Source organism: Rahnella sp. NRRL B-41462 (assembly GCF_003263525.1).
Taxonomy (GTDB): Bacteria; Pseudomonadota; Gammaproteobacteria; order Enterobacterales; family Enterobacteriaceae; genus Rahnella; species Rahnella aceris.
Genome location: NZ_JYDF01000021.1, coordinates 30,977 through 45,721 on the forward strand (window position 1 = coordinate 30,977; position 14,745 = coordinate 45,721).

General features: G+C 53.7%; 10 protein-coding genes and 1 pseudogene. 9 read left to right on the forward strand and 2 right to left on the reverse strand.

Annotation, left to right across the window (positions count from 1 at the left end; all coding sequences use genetic code 11):
- Positions 1–11: 11 nt before the first annotated feature.
- Positions 12–527 carry a gluconokinase gene (locus tag UC14_RS06425; RefSeq protein ID WP_013573544.1) on the reverse strand — a complete coding sequence of 172 codons (516 nt, stop codon included), beginning with the start codon at positions 525–527 and terminating at the stop codon, positions 12–14.
- Positions 528–773: 246 nt separating this feature from the next.
- On the opposite strand from UC14_RS06425, the gene gntT reads away from it, so the two are divergent.
- The 3 genes from gntT (at position 774) to nadS (ending at position 2,851) form a co-directional block, all read left to right on the forward strand.
- Positions 774–2,090, forward strand: coding sequence for a gluconate transporter (gene gntT / locus UC14_RS06430; protein WP_013573545.1), 1,317 nt, complete (start codon positions 774–776; stop codon positions 2,088–2,090).
- 131 nt (positions 2,091–2,221) lie between these two features.
- Positions 2,222–2,545: a toxin RelE gene (locus UC14_RS06435; protein ID WP_014411485.1), complete on the forward strand. Its 324-nt coding sequence runs from the start codon at positions 2,222–2,224 to the stop codon at positions 2,543–2,545.
- A gap of 15 nt (positions 2,546–2,560) precedes the next feature.
- Complete coding sequence (gene nadS / locus UC14_RS06440; protein WP_013573547.1) at positions 2,561–2,851, forward strand: NadS family protein; 291 nt, start codon at positions 2,561–2,563, stop codon at positions 2,849–2,851.
- A 54-nt stretch (positions 2,852–2,905) separates the two neighbouring features.
- On the opposite strand, the gene UC14_RS06445 is transcribed toward nadS, so the two are convergent.
- A complete protein-coding gene (locus UC14_RS06445; RefSeq protein ID WP_013573548.1) occupies positions 2,906–3,499 on the reverse strand; it encodes a YhgN family NAAT transporter in 594 nt (197 codons plus the stop codon).
- Between the two features lie 210 nt (positions 3,500–3,709).
- Between UC14_RS06445 and asd the strand changes: the two genes are divergently transcribed.
- The 6 genes and pseudogenes from asd (at position 3,710) to glgP (ending at position 14,720) form a co-directional block, all read left to right on the forward strand.
- Positions 3,710–4,813 (forward strand): aspartate-semialdehyde dehydrogenase, encoded by a 1,104-nt coding sequence (asd, locus tag UC14_RS06450; protein WP_013573549.1) that lies wholly within the window; start codon positions 3,710–3,712, stop codon positions 4,811–4,813.
- 412 nt (positions 4,814–5,225) lie between these two features.
- Positions 5,226–7,408, forward strand: a pseudogene (gene glgB, locus UC14_RS06455) (1,4-alpha-glucan branching protein GlgB).
- Positions 7,408–9,432, forward strand: a complete 2,025-nt coding sequence (glgX, locus tag UC14_RS06460) for a glycogen debranching protein GlgX (protein ID WP_112197403.1) — start codon at positions 7,408–7,410, stop codon at positions 9,430–9,432. Before glgB ends, glgX begins: the two are co-directional and overlap by 1 nt.
- A 17-nt stretch (positions 9,433–9,449) precedes the next feature.
- The gene (glgC, locus tag UC14_RS06465; RefSeq protein ID WP_013573552.1) at positions 9,450–10,727 is read left to right on the forward strand and encodes a glucose-1-phosphate adenylyltransferase; all 1,278 of its coding nucleotides are present in this window, start codon (positions 9,450–9,452) and stop codon (positions 10,725–10,727) included.
- A gap of 71 nt (positions 10,728–10,798) precedes the next feature.
- Positions 10,799–12,235 (forward strand): glycogen synthase GlgA, encoded by a 1,437-nt coding sequence (gene glgA / locus UC14_RS06470; RefSeq protein ID WP_013573553.1) that lies wholly within the window; start codon positions 10,799–10,801, stop codon positions 12,233–12,235.
- 37 nt (positions 12,236–12,272) lie between these two features.
- Positions 12,273–14,720, forward strand: coding sequence for a glycogen phosphorylase (glgP, locus tag UC14_RS06475; RefSeq protein WP_014411488.1), 2,448 nt, complete (start codon positions 12,273–12,275; stop codon positions 14,718–14,720).
- The last annotated feature ends 25 nt before the right edge of the window (positions 14,721–14,745 follow it).

Below are 14,745 nucleotides of genomic sequence, written 5' to 3' on the forward strand. Positions count from 1 at the left end.
TTTTTAAAGTCTTACTTCTGTACCGTCTTCAAAGCCGCGATACAACGATCTACCACACCTTCAAACTTGTGATCGATATTCACGCGCAACACATCCGGTTCGTCTTCGCCCGGTTCTTCGAGCGCATCGAACTGGCTGCGCAGTAAATCGGTCGGCATGAAATGTCCGGCACGCGCTTTAAGGCGCTCGGCAATCACTTCAAAACTGCCTTTCATGTAGATGAACACCATGCCTTCGTTGTCTTTACGCAGGGCGTCACGGTAGCGACGCTTCAGTGCAGAACAGACAATGATGCCGGTTTCATTTTTATGGCGCAGGCTGTAAGCCGCGTCGTTGAGACGCAATAACCACGGCGCGCGGTCATCGTCGTTCAGTGGCGTGCCGCTGGCCATCTTTTGAATATTGGCGCGGGGATGAAGATCATCGCCGTCGATAAATTTCGCGTTAATTTCACGGGCCAGTGCCGCGCCGACGGTGGATTTACCGCTGCCTGACACGCCCATCAGAATGATGCTTTGTCCTGCCATAAGTATGATCTCTATCCCAAAATGAACATTTTGACTGCGTAGTGAGTCCTAATATTACCATGTTACCGGTATCATGATACCGGTAACAAATGGAGATGTGACTAATATCACAAAGGAATGCACTGCTGTTTTAGCGGTCGCGGTCTGTACCCGTAGCACTGTTAATTCCTACAACATCTTGAAAATTAAAAACAATGCTTCACCCGGTTTTTAGTCATACCCGGGTGACAGCGTGAGGGGAAGAATATGCCATTAGTTATTGTAGCGGTGGGTGTCGCACTGCTGTTGTTACTTATGATCCGATTTAAGCTTAATGGCTTCATTGCACTGATTCTTGTCGCGCTGGCGGTGGGGATTATGCAGGGAATGCCGGTCGATAAAGTTATCACCTCGATCAAAAACGGGGTAGGCGGGACGCTTGGCAGTCTTGCGCTGATCATGGGCTTCGGTGCCATGCTCGGTAAAATGCTGGCGGATTGCGGTGGCGCACAACGTATCGCGACCACCCTTATCGAAAAGTTTGGCCGTGAGCACATTCAGTGGGCGATCGTGCTGACAGGTTTCATCGTCGGGTTTGCCCTGTTCTATGAAGTCGGTTTCGTGCTGATGTTGCCACTGGTCTTCACTGTGGCCGCGGCGGCGCGTTTACCATTGCTGTATGTCGGGGTTCCGATGGCGGCTGCGTTATCCGTTACACACGGGTTCCTGCCTCCGCACCCTGGTCCGACGGCGATTGCGACGATTTTCCATGCGGATATGGGTAAAACACTGCTGTTTGGTTCACTGCTGGCGGTGCCGACGGTGATTCTGGCAGGGCCGGTGTATGCGCGCTTCCTGAAAGGTATCGACAAACCGGTGCCTGAAGGTCTGTTTAACCCGAAAACCTTCACGGAAGAAGAGATGCCGGGCTTTGGCGTCAGCGTCGCGACTTCACTGGTGCCGGTTATTCTGATGGCATTCCGCGCACTTTGCGAAATGATCCTGCCGAAAGGGCATCCGGTGCTGGCGTATGCTGAATTCTTCGGCGACCCGGTGATGGCAACGCTGATTGCGGTGCTGATCGCTATCTTCACTTTCGGTCTGAACCGTGGCCGTAAGATGGAAGATGTGATGGCAACTGTGACCGATTCCATCAAAATCATCGCGATGATGTTGTTAATCATCGGCGGCGGCGGTGCGTTTAAACAGGTGCTGGTGGACAGCGGTATTGAAAAATACATTGCAGCTCTGATGGACGGCAGCACGCTCTCGCCAATCCTGCTGGCCTGGTCCATTGCGGCGGTTCTGCGTATCGCATTGGGGTCTGCTACCGTGGCAGCGATTACTGCGGGCGGTATTGCCGCGCCACTGATCGCCACCACGGGCGTCAGCCCTGAACTGATGGTGATCGCCGTCGGTTCCGGCAGCGTGATTTTCTCGCACGTCAACGATCCGGGCTTCTGGTTGTTCAAGGAATATTTCAACCTGAGCATTGTCGAAACCTTCAAATCCTGGTCTGTGCTGGAAACCATCATTTCCCTGTGCGGTCTGGCGGGATGTCTGCTGTTGTCGATGGTCGTCTGACGACAAATTGTTAGCATATAAAAGGCGAGCCGCGTGGCTCGCCTTTTTCGTTTCTGACGAGAAAAACCTCGCGTCGAACTCTTACCCTGTGAGAGTATTATTCAGCCATCTTGAGTCATGGAATGAGTCATATGGAATATCTGGAGTTTATCGAAACTCCGACCTTTAGCCGCAAATGCAAAGAGCTGCTGACTGAGGAGGAATATCGCCAGTTTCAGGAATACCTCACCCATTATCCCGACGCAGGGGCTTTGATTGTCGGCACCGGTGGATGCAGAAAAATCCGCTGGGGTCATCAAAGGCGTGGAAAAAGTGCGGGTGTGCGGGCGATTTATTATTACCTGTGCGCTGACGGTCAGATTTTCATGCTGCTGGTTTATCCGAAGAGTGAGAAAGATTCACTGACGGAAAGCGAAAAATTGATTTTGAAAAACATTGTACGAAGTCTGTCATGACACAGGAGATAGACCATGACGAAAGAATTCTTTGAAGAATTGCGACAATCCGCTGAAGAGATGGTCGCTATCCATAAAGGCGAAATGACACCTGCGCATATCACGCGTGTTGCCATGCCCGAAGTAAAACAAATCCGTACAAAGGCGGGAATTAAGCAGGATGAATTTGCCCGACTGCTCGGTGTATCTCCTTCGCTGGTGCAGGCGTGGGAACAACAAAAGCGTTTGCCGAATGGCGCTGCGCTGAAATTATTGAAAATGCTCGAACTGAATCCGCAAATTATCCAGACGCTTAAAACGATTTAAAACAGATGTAAAAAAGGCGAGACGCGTGGCTCGCCTTTTTCGTTTTTTCTGCCGCTAAATCTTCAGATACGCCCTGATCCCATCAAGGAACATCTGTGTTGAGAGCATCACCAGAATCAGGCCCATCAGGCGTTCGAGGGCGCTGACGCCTTTGTCGCCGAGCAGGCGCAGGAACAGGTTCGACAGCAGAAGGATCGCCATCGACATGCCCCAGGCGATAAACAGCGCCAGCGTGAGATGACTCATCTGATTCGGATACTGGTGCGAAAGCAGCATCAGCGTGGCGAGAATCGACGGGCCAGCAACCAGCGGGATGGCCATCGGTACGAGGAAGGGTTCTTCACCGGCTGGCAGGCCGCTGCTGCTTTTCTCTTCTGACGGGAAAATCATTTTGATAGCAATCAGGAACAAAATAATACCGCCGGAAATCGACACGGTTTCGGTACGTAAATTCAGGAACGACAGGATTTTTTCCCCGGCGAACAGGAAGATCAGCATCAGGATCAGTGCGATCAGCATTTCGCGGATTAACACGACCCGGCGACGTTTCGGGTCGAGATGTTTTAAAACCGACATAAAAATCGGTAAGTTGCCCAGCGGATCCATAATTAAAAACAGCAAAATGGTTGCTGAAATCATTTCGGTCATGACTACCTCAGAAAAAATGCCTGTTATAAGTTGCGCTGCTATTAAAAGCTGCACTATTGATTAAATTCACTTGCCACTTCTACTACATTTTGTAAGGTGGTAGACCAGCGCGTTAACGGGGCACAGTGCATCAAAACAGGCACTAACTTAGTGCAAACGCGCGTTCAAGCCGTTTTAAGCAGTTATCACCCTCAGGGCAGGACAGATATTATGAAAAATGTAGGTTTCGTTGGCTGGCGCGGGATGGTCGGTTCTGTACTCATGCAACGCATGATTGAAGAACGCGATTTCGACGCTATCCGTCCGGTATTCTTCTCCACCTCTCAGCACGGTCAGGCCGCGCCTTCTTTCACGGGTCAGTCCGGAACCTTGCAGGATGCCTATGATCTGGACGCTCTGAGCGCGCTGGACATTATCATCACCTGTCAGGGCGGCGATTATACCAATGAAATCTATCCTAAGCTGCGTGAAATCGGTTGGTCTGGCTACTGGATTGACGCAGCATCCTCTCTGAGAATGGAAGATGACGCGATAATCATCCTTGACCCGGTGAACAGCGCAGTGATCCATCAGGGCATCGACAAAGGCATTAAAACCTTTGTGGGCGGTAACTGTACCGTCAGCCTGATGCTGATGTCGCTCGGCGGCCTGTTTGCGAATGACCTGATCGAGTGGGCGTCTGTCGCCACGTACCAGGCAGCCTCCGGCGGCGGTGCGCGTCACATGCGTGAACTGCTGACCCAGATGGGTATGCTGCATAGCAGCGTGGCGAAAGAGCTGGAAAACCCGGCGTCCGCCATTCTGGACATCGAACGTAAAGTGACCGCGCTGACCCGCAGCGGTACGTTGCCAACCGATAACTTCGGTGTTCCGCTGGCGGGCGGTCTGATCCCGTGGATCGACAAACAGCTCGATAACGGCCAGACCAAAGAAGAATGGAAAGGTCAGGCGGAAACCAACAAAATTCTCGGCACTTCCAGCATTATTCCGGTGGATGGCTTGTGTGTTCGTATCGGCGCGCTGCGTTGTCACAGCCAGGCTTTCACGCTGAAATTGAAACAAGACGTGTCAATTCCGGAAATCGAACAGATGCTGGCTTCGCATAATGACTGGGTTCGCGTGATCCCAAATGACCGCGAACTGTCGATGCGTGAACTGACGCCAGCGGCTGTCACCGGCACCATGAACACACCGGTCGGCCGTCTGCGTAAACTGAATATGGGCCCGCAATATCTGTCTGCATTCACCGTGGGTGATCAGCTGCTGTGGGGCGCGGCAGAGCCTTTACGCCGCATGCTGCGTATTCTTCTCTAACGCGATGCAATATTGAAAACTGCCCTGTTTTCTTTGTAAAGATTTCCCTGCGGGACACCAGCACGGTGTCCCGTTTTTGATTCTGTCATCAATCACTTCACCGTTTATCCGCCTTTTTCCAGCGCAACTCTCTGTATTTCATTTTGCGAAAAATTCATCGGTTTCTTCCCGCTGATTTTTCGAACCTTTGTCTATGCTTAGTAGAAGAGCTATGCCTCTTTGAGAAGCTGAAATAAGCACTTATTTGGAAATTGTGAGCGTAAGCGTCATCGCGCACTTTTTGGCAAAACCGAAACACAGCCGGATCACAAAGCGGCGATAAAAAGGGGAGCACACTGGGATCACGTTTCGTATTGAATACCTGAATGATTTTATTGGATTTATTGATTTAATTAATCATAGGACGAAATACATGTCTGTACTTCCCGATCAGCACGTCATTAACCAAATTATATCTGGCCACTACGCTGATCCTTTTTCTCTTTTGGGTATGCATTCTGTGGCCGCCGGGCTGGAAGTGCGTGCCCTGTTGCCGGATGCGGATCAGGTCTGGGTTATTGATGTAGAAAAAGGTAAACAGGTGGCGGAACTGCGTCGTTACGATGATCGCGGTTTCTTTGTCGGCCTGATCCCGCGGCGTAAAAATGCCTTTCGTTACAAGCTGGAAGTCCGCTGGGGCGAGAATCTGCATGTGATTGACGATCCGTACCGGTTCGGCACATTGTTGCAGGAACTGGATATCTGGTTGCTGGCAGAAGGCACGCACCTGCGGCCATACGAAAAACTCGGCGCACATCTGCAAACGCTGGATGACGTCGAGGGTGTCAGTTTTGCCGTCTGGGCACCGAACGCCACGCGGGTTTCCGTCGTGGGTGAATTCAACTTCTGGGACGGCCGCCGACACCCGATGCGCCAGCGCCGTGAAAATGGTATCTGGGAACTCTTCATTCCCGCCGTCCGCGAAGGTCAACTGTATAAATTCGAAATTATCGACTGCCGCGGGCATGTCAGCCTGCGCGCCGACCCTTATGCTTTTGAGGCGCAGATGCGTCCGGATACTGCCTCGTGCGTGCGTAAATTACCGGATGTTGTGCCGCATTCAGAAAGCCGAAAGAAAGCCAATGCGCTGAATCAGCCGGTTTCCGTGTATGAAGTGCACCTGGGTTCCTGGCGTCGTCATACCGATGATAATTTCTGGCTCAGCTATGGTGAACTGGCCGAGCAATTAGTCTCATATGCCAAATGGATGGGTTTTACGCACATCGAACTGATGCCGGTCAACGAACATCCGTTCGACGGGAGCTGGGGTTATCAGCCGCTTGGCATGTATGCGCCGACCCGTCGTTTCGGCACGCCGATGGAATTCAAAGCCTTTGTCGATGCCGCGCATAACGCCGGGCTGAACGTCATTCTCGACTGGGTGCCGGGACATTTTCCGAGCGACACCTATGGTTTAGCGCAGTTTGACGGCACCGCGCTGTACGAATATGCCGATCCTCGTGAAGGTTATCATCAGGACTGGAACACGCTGATTTATAACTATGGCCGCCATGAAGTGCGTAACTATCTGGCAGGCAATGGTTTTTACTGGATTGAACGGTTTGGCATTGACGGCCTGCGTGTCGATGCGGTGGCTTCCATGATTTACCGCGATTACAGCCGTAAAGCCGGGGAGTGGATCCCGAATTATTACGGTGGCCGCGAAAACCTCGAAGCCATTTCCTTCCTGAAATACACCAACCAGACCATTGGTCGTGAACTCGGCGGTGCGGTGACGCTGGCGGAAGAATCGACCGATTATCCCGGCGTCACCATGCCGCCGGATGCTAACGGGCTGGGTTTCCATTACAAGTGGAATATGGGCTGGATGCACGATTCCCTGACCTATATGCAGCTTGATCCGGTTCACCGCAAATATCATCACAACCTCATGACATTCGGCGTGCTTTACGCTTACAGCGAGAACTTTATATTGCCGCTGTCCCACGACGAAGTGGTACACGGTAAAAAATCCTTGCTGGATAAAATGCCCGGCGATGTGTGGCAGAAGTTCGCCAACCTGCGCGCTTACTACGGCTTTATGTGGGCACATCCGGGTAAGAAATTGCTGTTTATGGGCAATGAATTTGCGCAGGGGCGTGAGTGGAATTTTGACGCCAGCCTCGACTGGCATCTGCTTGACGATCCAAGCGGCTGGCACAGAGGCGTACAACATCTGGTACGCGACCTGAACCAGACCTATCAGGCCAATGCGCCTTTGTATGAGCTCGATTACAACCGCGCGGTTTCGAATGGCTGGTGGTCGACGATCACGAAAACTCGATTTTCGCCTTTGCCCGCCGTGACGAAAATGGCGGTGAAGTGATCGTCATCAGTAACTTTACGCCGGTTCCGCGTGAGCATTATCGCATAGGCATCAGTCAGCCTGGGCGTTATCACGAAATCCTCAATACCGATTCGCATTTCTACCGTGGCAGTAATGTCGGCAACGGTTGCGATATTTACAGTGAAAATATTGGCCATCATCAGCGTGACCATTCGATCAGCGTGACTATTCCGCCGCTGGCGACGGTTTATTTGCGAAGGGAGGCGTAATGAAACAGCTCGGTCCCGGTCTGCCCGCACCTTTTGGTGCGCATCTCAGAGATAGTGGCGTCAATTTTTGCCTGTACTCTGCACATGCGGAAAAAGTGGAACTCTGTCTTTTTGATGAGACCGGCAGCGAGCAACATTTGCCTTTGACCGGGCGCACCGGCCATCTCTGGCATGGGTTTGTGCCGGGGCTGAAAGCCGGACAACGCTACGGCTACCGGGTTTACGGACCGTTCGACCCGAAAAAGGGTCACCGGTTTAACCCGAAGAAAGTGCTGATCGACCCAAGCGCACGTGCGATTGACGGCGTACTGCTCGACAACGCACGGTTCACCGGCGGCACCGATGCGCCCGACGATAAAGACAGCGCCGTGGTTGCGCCGAAATCCGTGGTGGTCGCCGGAAATTTCGACTGGGGTGATGATAAACCGCCCGCGAAACCCTGGGGTGAAACGGTGATTTACGAGGCGCATGTGCGCGGCCTCACTCGCCAGCATCCCCATATTCCGGCAGCCCTTCGCGGCACCTATGCCGGGCTGGCGCATCCGGTGATGCTTGAATATTTGCAGCATCTGGGCGTCACCGCGATAGAACTTTTGCCGGTGCAGCATCATGCCGACGAACCACGCCTGCAACACCTTGGACTGAGTAATTACTGGGGCTACAACGTGCTGGCACCGTGCGCGGTTGAACCGCGTTACGCCAGCGGGCTGGGCGGTGTGTCGGCGCTGAATGAATTTAAATCAGCGGTTAAAGCACTGCATCAGGCGGGTATTGAAGTGATCCTCGATGTGGTGTTCAACCACAGCGCTGAGCTGGATATCGACGGGCCGTTTATTTCGTTTCGTGGCATTGATAACGCCAGCGGGTACTGGCTTAACGACGACGGTTCCGACAACAACATGACCGGCTGCGGCAACACGATACGGCTGATGGACGAGGACATGATCGCCTGGACCCTCGATTGCCTGCATTACTGGGTACGTGAATGTCATGTTGATGGCTTCCGTTTTGATTTAGCGACAGTTCTCGGCAGAACACCGGAATTCACCGCACAATCGCCGTTGTTCCTGGCCATTAAAAACGATGACATCCTCTCGAAAATCAAACTGATTGCCGAGCCGTGGGATATCGGGGCCGGGGGCTATCAGCTCGGAAATTTCCCGGCACCCTTTGCCGAATGGAGTGATGTGTGGCGCGACGATATGCGCCAGTTCTGGCTGCATGGCGATCTTTCTCTGGGGCAGTTTGCCGGGCGTTTTGCCGCCTCCGCCGACAAGTTCAACCCCGCGCAGCGTGAGCCTTACGCCAGCATCAACATGCTGACGGCGCACGACGGCTTCACGTTGCGCGATCTCGTCAGTTTTAACCAGAAACATAACCAGGCCAACGGTGAAGAAAATCGCGACGGCCATAACGAAAATTTCAGCCAAAACCACGGTGAAGAAGGGCTTGCGGCGTCTGAAGGCGTATTACAGCAGCGCCGTCTCAGCCAGCGTGCCTTGCTGGCGACGCTCTGTTTGTCACAGGGCACGCCGATGTTGCTGGCCGGTGATGAACTCGGCAACAGCCAGTCGGGCAACAACAATGCCTACTGTCAGGACAATCCGCTGACCTGGCTTGACTGGGAGAACGCCGATGAAAGCCTGACAGCCTATACCTGCGCGCTGATTGCGCTGCGCCGGAAAATTCCGGCACTGACGCAAAACCGCTGGTGGCAGGAAGGCAGCGATGACGTGCAATGGCTGAATCAACAGGGGCAACCGATGAGCCCCGGCGACTGGGAGCAGGGGCCGCAGCAGTGGCTGCAAATCTGCCTGTCACAGCGCTGGTTGGTTATCGTTAATGCCTCACTGCACGAGGTGGATTTGCACCTGCCGCCGGGAAACTGGCAGCCAGTGGCACCGTTCAACAGCGTGCTTTTTGATGAGGAACCCCGGCGTGTCATGGAAGGCTCGCAATGGCGGGCAGCAGCAAAAACCCTCTGTGTCCTACAAGATTTCACTTCACAGAGCCGGTCATTATAAAAACAAAGGAGTCAGATATGGCGACATTAGATAACCGGGACCCGGTCATGCTGGCAAGGCAGTTGCCGCTGAAATCCGTGGCATTAATCCTTGCCGGGGGCCGTGGTTCAAGACTGAAAGATTTAACCGCAACCCGGGCAAAACCCGCCGTTCACTTTGGCGGAAAATTCCGCATCATTGATTTCGCCCTGTCAAATTGCCTGAACTCCGGCATTCGTCGCATCGGCGTGATTACACAATATCAGTCACACACGCTGGTTCAGCATATCCAGCGCGGCTGGTCTTTCCTTAACGAAGAAATGAACGAATTCGTGGATCTACTTCCGGCGCAGCAACGCCACAGCACCGAGCACTGGTACAAAGGTACCGCCGATGCGGTTTATCAGAATCTGGATATCATCCGCCGCTATAACGCCGAGTTTGTGGTGATCCTGGCGGGTGATCATATCTACAAGATGGACTACTCGCGGATGCTGATCGACCACGTGCAGAAGGGCGGTGAATGTACCGTCGCCTGCCTGGAAGTGCCGCGCACCGAGGCCAGTGAATTCGGTGTTATCGGCGTCACTGAGGATTATCACATCACCAGTTTCGTCGAAAAACCCAAAGACCCGCCGCCGATGCCCGGCAATCCCGATATGGCGCTGGCGAGCATGGGCATCTACATTTTTAATGCAGACTATCTGTTTCGCATGCTCGAAGAAGATATGGCGAGTGAAGAGTCGAGCCACGATTTCGGCAAAGACCTGATCCCGAAACTGACCCGTCAGGGCGTTGCCCGCGCGCATCCGTTTGGTCTTTCCTGCGTCACGCAAAACGATGAAGCGCCGCCGTACTGGCGTGATGTCGGCACGCTCGATGCCTACTGGCGCGCTAATCTGGATCTGGCTTCTGTCACGCCGGAACTGGATATGTACGACCGCGACTGGCCGATCCGTACCCACATGGAGCCGCTGCCGCCCGCCAAATTTGTACAGGATCGCTCAGGCAGCCACGGCATGACCATGAATTCGCTGGTGGCCGGTGGCGTGATTGTTTCCGGTTCGGTGGTGGTGCATTCCGTGCTGTTCCCGCGGGTACGCGTCAACTCTTTCTGCAATATCGATTCGGCCATCATCCTGCCGGATGTGAATGTGGGGCGTTCATGCCGTCTACGCAAATGCGTCATTGACCGCGCTTGTCAGATCCCTGAAGGCATGGTGATTGGTGAGAATGCCGATGAAGACAGCCGCCGTTTCTACCGTTCGGAAGGTGGCGTGGTGCTGGTGACCCGCGCAATGCTGGCGAAACTATAAACAGACGATAGAAGTACGACTTTTCGTCATCCCGGTGAACGCCGGGATGACCGGGATAATCAGGAGCGCGAATGCAGGTTTTACATGTTTGTTCTGAGCTGTTTCCGCTGTTAAAAACGGGCGGCCTTGCGGATGTCGCCGGTGCATTACCCGCCGCTCAGATTGCGGAAGGCGCGGATGTCCGCGTGCTCATTCCGGCTTTCCCTGACGTCAAAAAAGGACTGGGGGAAACACAGGTGATTGGCACGCTGGCAACTTTTGCCGGGCATGTCACCCTTTCACTGGGTTACTTTGATGGCGTGGGTATTTATCTGATTGATGTGCCGGGATTGTATGACCGTCCCGGCAGCCCGTATCACGATCAATCGTCGTTTGCCTATCCGGATAACCATCTGCGCTTTGCGTTGCTGAGCTGGATGGCCTGCGAACTGGCACTGAATTTCGATCCACACTGGCAACCCGATATCGTCCACTCTCATGACTGGCACGCCGGTCTATGTTCCGCGTATATCCGCGCCCGTAATGCGCCGGTGCGGACGGTTTTCACCGTACATAATCTGGCGTTTCAGGGATTGTTTGGCGCGCATCATCTCGATGAGCTGTATATCCCGCGCGAGTTCTTTCAGATGCACGGGCTGGAATTCTACGGCCAGATATCTTTCCTGAAAGCCGGTCTGTTCTATTCCGACCACGTGACCACCGTCAGCCCAACGTACGCGAAAGAAATCACCCGTCCGGAATTTGGCTATGGCATGGAATCGCTGCTGCTGGAACGTGAAATGCAAGGGCGGCTGACGGGGATCCTTAACGGCGTCGATGACGCTATCTGGCAGCCGCGTGATGACGTGCTGCTGTCAGCGCGTTACGACGCGGAGGATTTACGCTCGAAAGCGGTCAATAAAGCCTATCTGCAACGGGCGATGGGGCTGGATGTGGATGATTCGCGGCTGGTATTTGCTGTCGTCAGTCGCCTGACCAGCCAGAAAGGGCTGGATCTGGTGCTGGAAGCCTTGCCGGATTTACTCGAACGCGGCGGTCAGCTGGCGCTGCTGGGCGCGGGTGACGCGGTGCTGCAACAGGCATTTCTGGCAGCCGCGGCGGACAATCCTGGCCAGGTCGGCGTGCAGCTCGGCTATCACGAAGCGTTTTCCCATCGCATTATCGGCGGGGCGGATGTCATTATGGTGCCGAGCCGTTTTGAGCCTTGCGGATTAACCCAATTATATGGCCTCAAATACGGTACGTTGCCGCTGGTGCGCCGCACCGGCGGGCTGGCCGACACGGTGGTCGATTGTGCACTGGAAAATCTGGCCGACGGAACAGCCAGTGGTTTTGTCTTTGAAGAAGCAACGGGGAAATCGCTGGGAAATGCGATCCGCCGGGCATTTGTTTTGTGGAGCCGACCGAAACACTGGCGACACGTCCAACAACACGCCATGGGTATTGATTTTGGCTGGAAGGTGGCTGCGCAGGAATATATCACCCTGTATAACCGCCTGCTGTCCTGACCCTGAACGTAGCTAACTTGATCGGGAATGTAACGCTATGACTTCACCGTTTAATTACAACTCACCGACAGTCAGTGTCGAAGCGCTTAAGCATTCTATTGCCTATAAACTGATGTTTATCATCGGCAAGGATCCGTCTATTGCGACACAACACGACTGGCTGAACGCCACATTGTTTGCGGTGCGCGATCGCATGGTGGAACGCTGGTTGCGTTCTAACCGGGCGCAAACCTCACAGGACGTCCGGCAGGTTTATTACCTGTCGATGGAGTTTCTGATTGGACGGACGCTTTCCAATGCGTTGCTGGCGATGGGTATTTACGACGACCTGAAAAGCGCGCTTGATGAAATGGGCTTTGATCTCGAAGAACTGATCGGTGAAGAAAATGACCCTGGTTTAGGCAACGGCGGACTCGGACGACTGGCGGCCTGTTTCCTTGATTCGCTGGCGACGCTGGCGCTGCCGGGGCGCGGTTACGGCATCCGGTATGAATACGGTATGTTTGCGCAAAGCATCATCAACGGTGAGCAAAAAGAAGCGCCGGATTACTGGCTGGAATACGGTAACCCGTGGGAATTCCAGCGTTACAATACCCGTTATAAAGTGCGTTTCGGCGGACGGGTGCAGCATGAAGGCATCAAAACCCGCTGGCTGGAAACCGAGGAGGTCATCGCCTGCGCCTATGATCAGGTCATTCCCGGCTACGACACCGACGCGACCAACACGCTGCGCTTGTGGGGCGCGCAGGCCAGTAACGAAATCAATCTGGGGAAATTTAATCAGGGCGATTACTTCGCGGCGGTGGAAGATAAAAACCATTCTGAGAACGTGTCCCGCGTGTTGTATCCCGATGACTCAACTTATTCTGGCCGCGAGCTGCGGTTGCGTCAGGAATATTTTCTGGTGTCGGCGACCGTGCAGGATATTCTCAACCGGCATTACACCACGCACCATACTTACGACAATCTGGCCGATAAAATCGCCATCCACCTCAACGACACGCACCCGGTATTGTCGATCCCTGAGCTGATGCGCCTGTTAATCGACGAGCATAAATTCGAGTGGCAAGCCGCGTGGCAAACCGTGTGCAGCGTGTTCTCTTACACCAACCACACGCTGATGAGCGAAGCGCTGGAAACCTGGCCGGTAGACATGATCGGCAAAATCCTGCCGCGTCATCTGGAGATTATTTTCCAGATTAACGATCACTTCCTCAAAGAAGTGGCGGAAAAGATACCCAATGATAATGGCCTGCTGTCACGCGTTTCGATTATCGATGAAGGCAATGGCCGCAAAGTGCGGATGGCATGGCTTGCGGTGATCGCCAGCCACAAAGTTAACGGTGTGTCTGAGCTGCATTCCGAGCTGATGGTGCAGTCGTTGTTTGCTGATTTCGCCCGTATTTATCCGGACCGTTTCTGTAATAAAACCAACGGCGTGACGCCGCGCCGCTGGCTGGCACTGGCCAACAAACCGCTGTCAGCGGTAATTGACGATGCCATCGGCCAGACCTGGCGTTCTGATCTCAGCCAGCTGGCGGAACTGAAACAGAATCTGGATTACCTGAGCTTCCTGCAGGCAATCCGCAAGGCCAAGCTGGACAACAAAAAGCGGCTGGCGCTGTATATCGCCCAGAAGCTGAATATTGTGGTGGATCCGAAAAGCCTGTTCGACGTGCAGATTAAGCGTATCCACGAATATAAACGTCAGCTAATGAATGTGCTGCACGTCATCACCCGTTATAACCGCATTCTCGAAGAGCCAGATGCCGAATGGGTGCCACGCACAGTGATTTTCGCCGGCAAAGCGGCCTCGGCGTATTATGCGGCGAAGCAGATCATCCGGCTGATCAACGATGTGGCGGCGGTGATCAACAACGATCCGCGTATTGGCAACAAGCTGAAGATCGTTTTCATTCCGAACTACAGTGTCAGCCTGGCGCAACTGATCATTCCGGCGGCAGATCTTTCCGAGCAAATCTCTCTGGCCGGTACCGAAGCCTCCGGCACCAGTAACATGAAATTTGCTCTCAATGGCGCGCTGACTATCGGTACGCTTGACGGTGCCAACGTCGAAATGCTCGAACACGTGGGCGAGGAGAATATCTTTATCTTTGGCAATACCACGCCGCAGGTCGAGGAATTACGCCGCAAAGGCTACAACCCGCATACTTACTTCGAGCAGGACGCCGAGCTGCATCAGGTGCTGACGCAAATCGCCACCGGGGTCTTCAGCCCAGGCGAGCCGAAGCGCTACACCAACCTGTTCGATACGCTGGTCAATCTCGGCGATCACTATCAGGTGCTGGCGGATTACCGCAGTTATGTCGATACGCAGGATAAAGTCGATGAGCTGTATAAACTGCCGGAAGAATGGACGCGCCGCACGCTGCATAACATCGCCAACATGGGCTATTTCTCCTCGGACCGTACCATTCAGGAATACGCCGATGAGATCTGGAACATTAAGCCGGTGAAGTTGTAGAGGAGTCGCTCCCTCCCCTGCGAAG

Excerpts from the sequence above, each read along its gene's own strand:
- UC14_RS06425 (WP_013573544.1), bottom strand. The coding sequence starts at position 527 with ATGGCAGGACAAAGCATCATTCTGATGGGCGTGTCAGGCAGCGGTAAA.
- gntT (WP_013573545.1), top strand. The coding sequence starts at position 774 with ATGCCATTAGTTATTGTAGCGGTGGGTGTCGCACTGCTGTTGTTACTT.
- UC14_RS06435 (WP_014411485.1), top strand. The coding sequence starts at position 2,222 with ATGGAATATCTGGAGTTTATCGAAACTCCGACCTTTAGCCGCAAATGC.
- nadS (WP_013573547.1), top strand. The coding sequence starts at position 2,561 with ATGACGAAAGAATTCTTTGAAGAATTGCGACAATCCGCTGAAGAGATG.
- UC14_RS06445 (WP_013573548.1), bottom strand. The coding sequence starts at position 3,499 with ATGACCGAAATGATTTCAGCAACCATTTTGCTGTTTTTAATTATGGAT.
- asd (WP_013573549.1), top strand. The coding sequence starts at position 3,710 with ATGAAAAATGTAGGTTTCGTTGGCTGGCGCGGGATGGTCGGTTCTGTA.
- glgX (WP_112197403.1), top strand. The coding sequence starts at position 7,408 with ATGAAACAGCTCGGTCCCGGTCTGCCCGCACCTTTTGGTGCGCATCTC.
- glgC (WP_013573552.1), top strand. The coding sequence starts at position 9,450 with ATGGCGACATTAGATAACCGGGACCCGGTCATGCTGGCAAGGCAGTTG.
- glgA (WP_013573553.1), top strand. The coding sequence starts at position 10,799 with ATGCAGGTTTTACATGTTTGTTCTGAGCTGTTTCCGCTGTTAAAAACG.
- glgP (WP_014411488.1), top strand. The coding sequence starts at position 12,273 with ATGACTTCACCGTTTAATTACAACTCACCGACAGTCAGTGTCGAAGCG.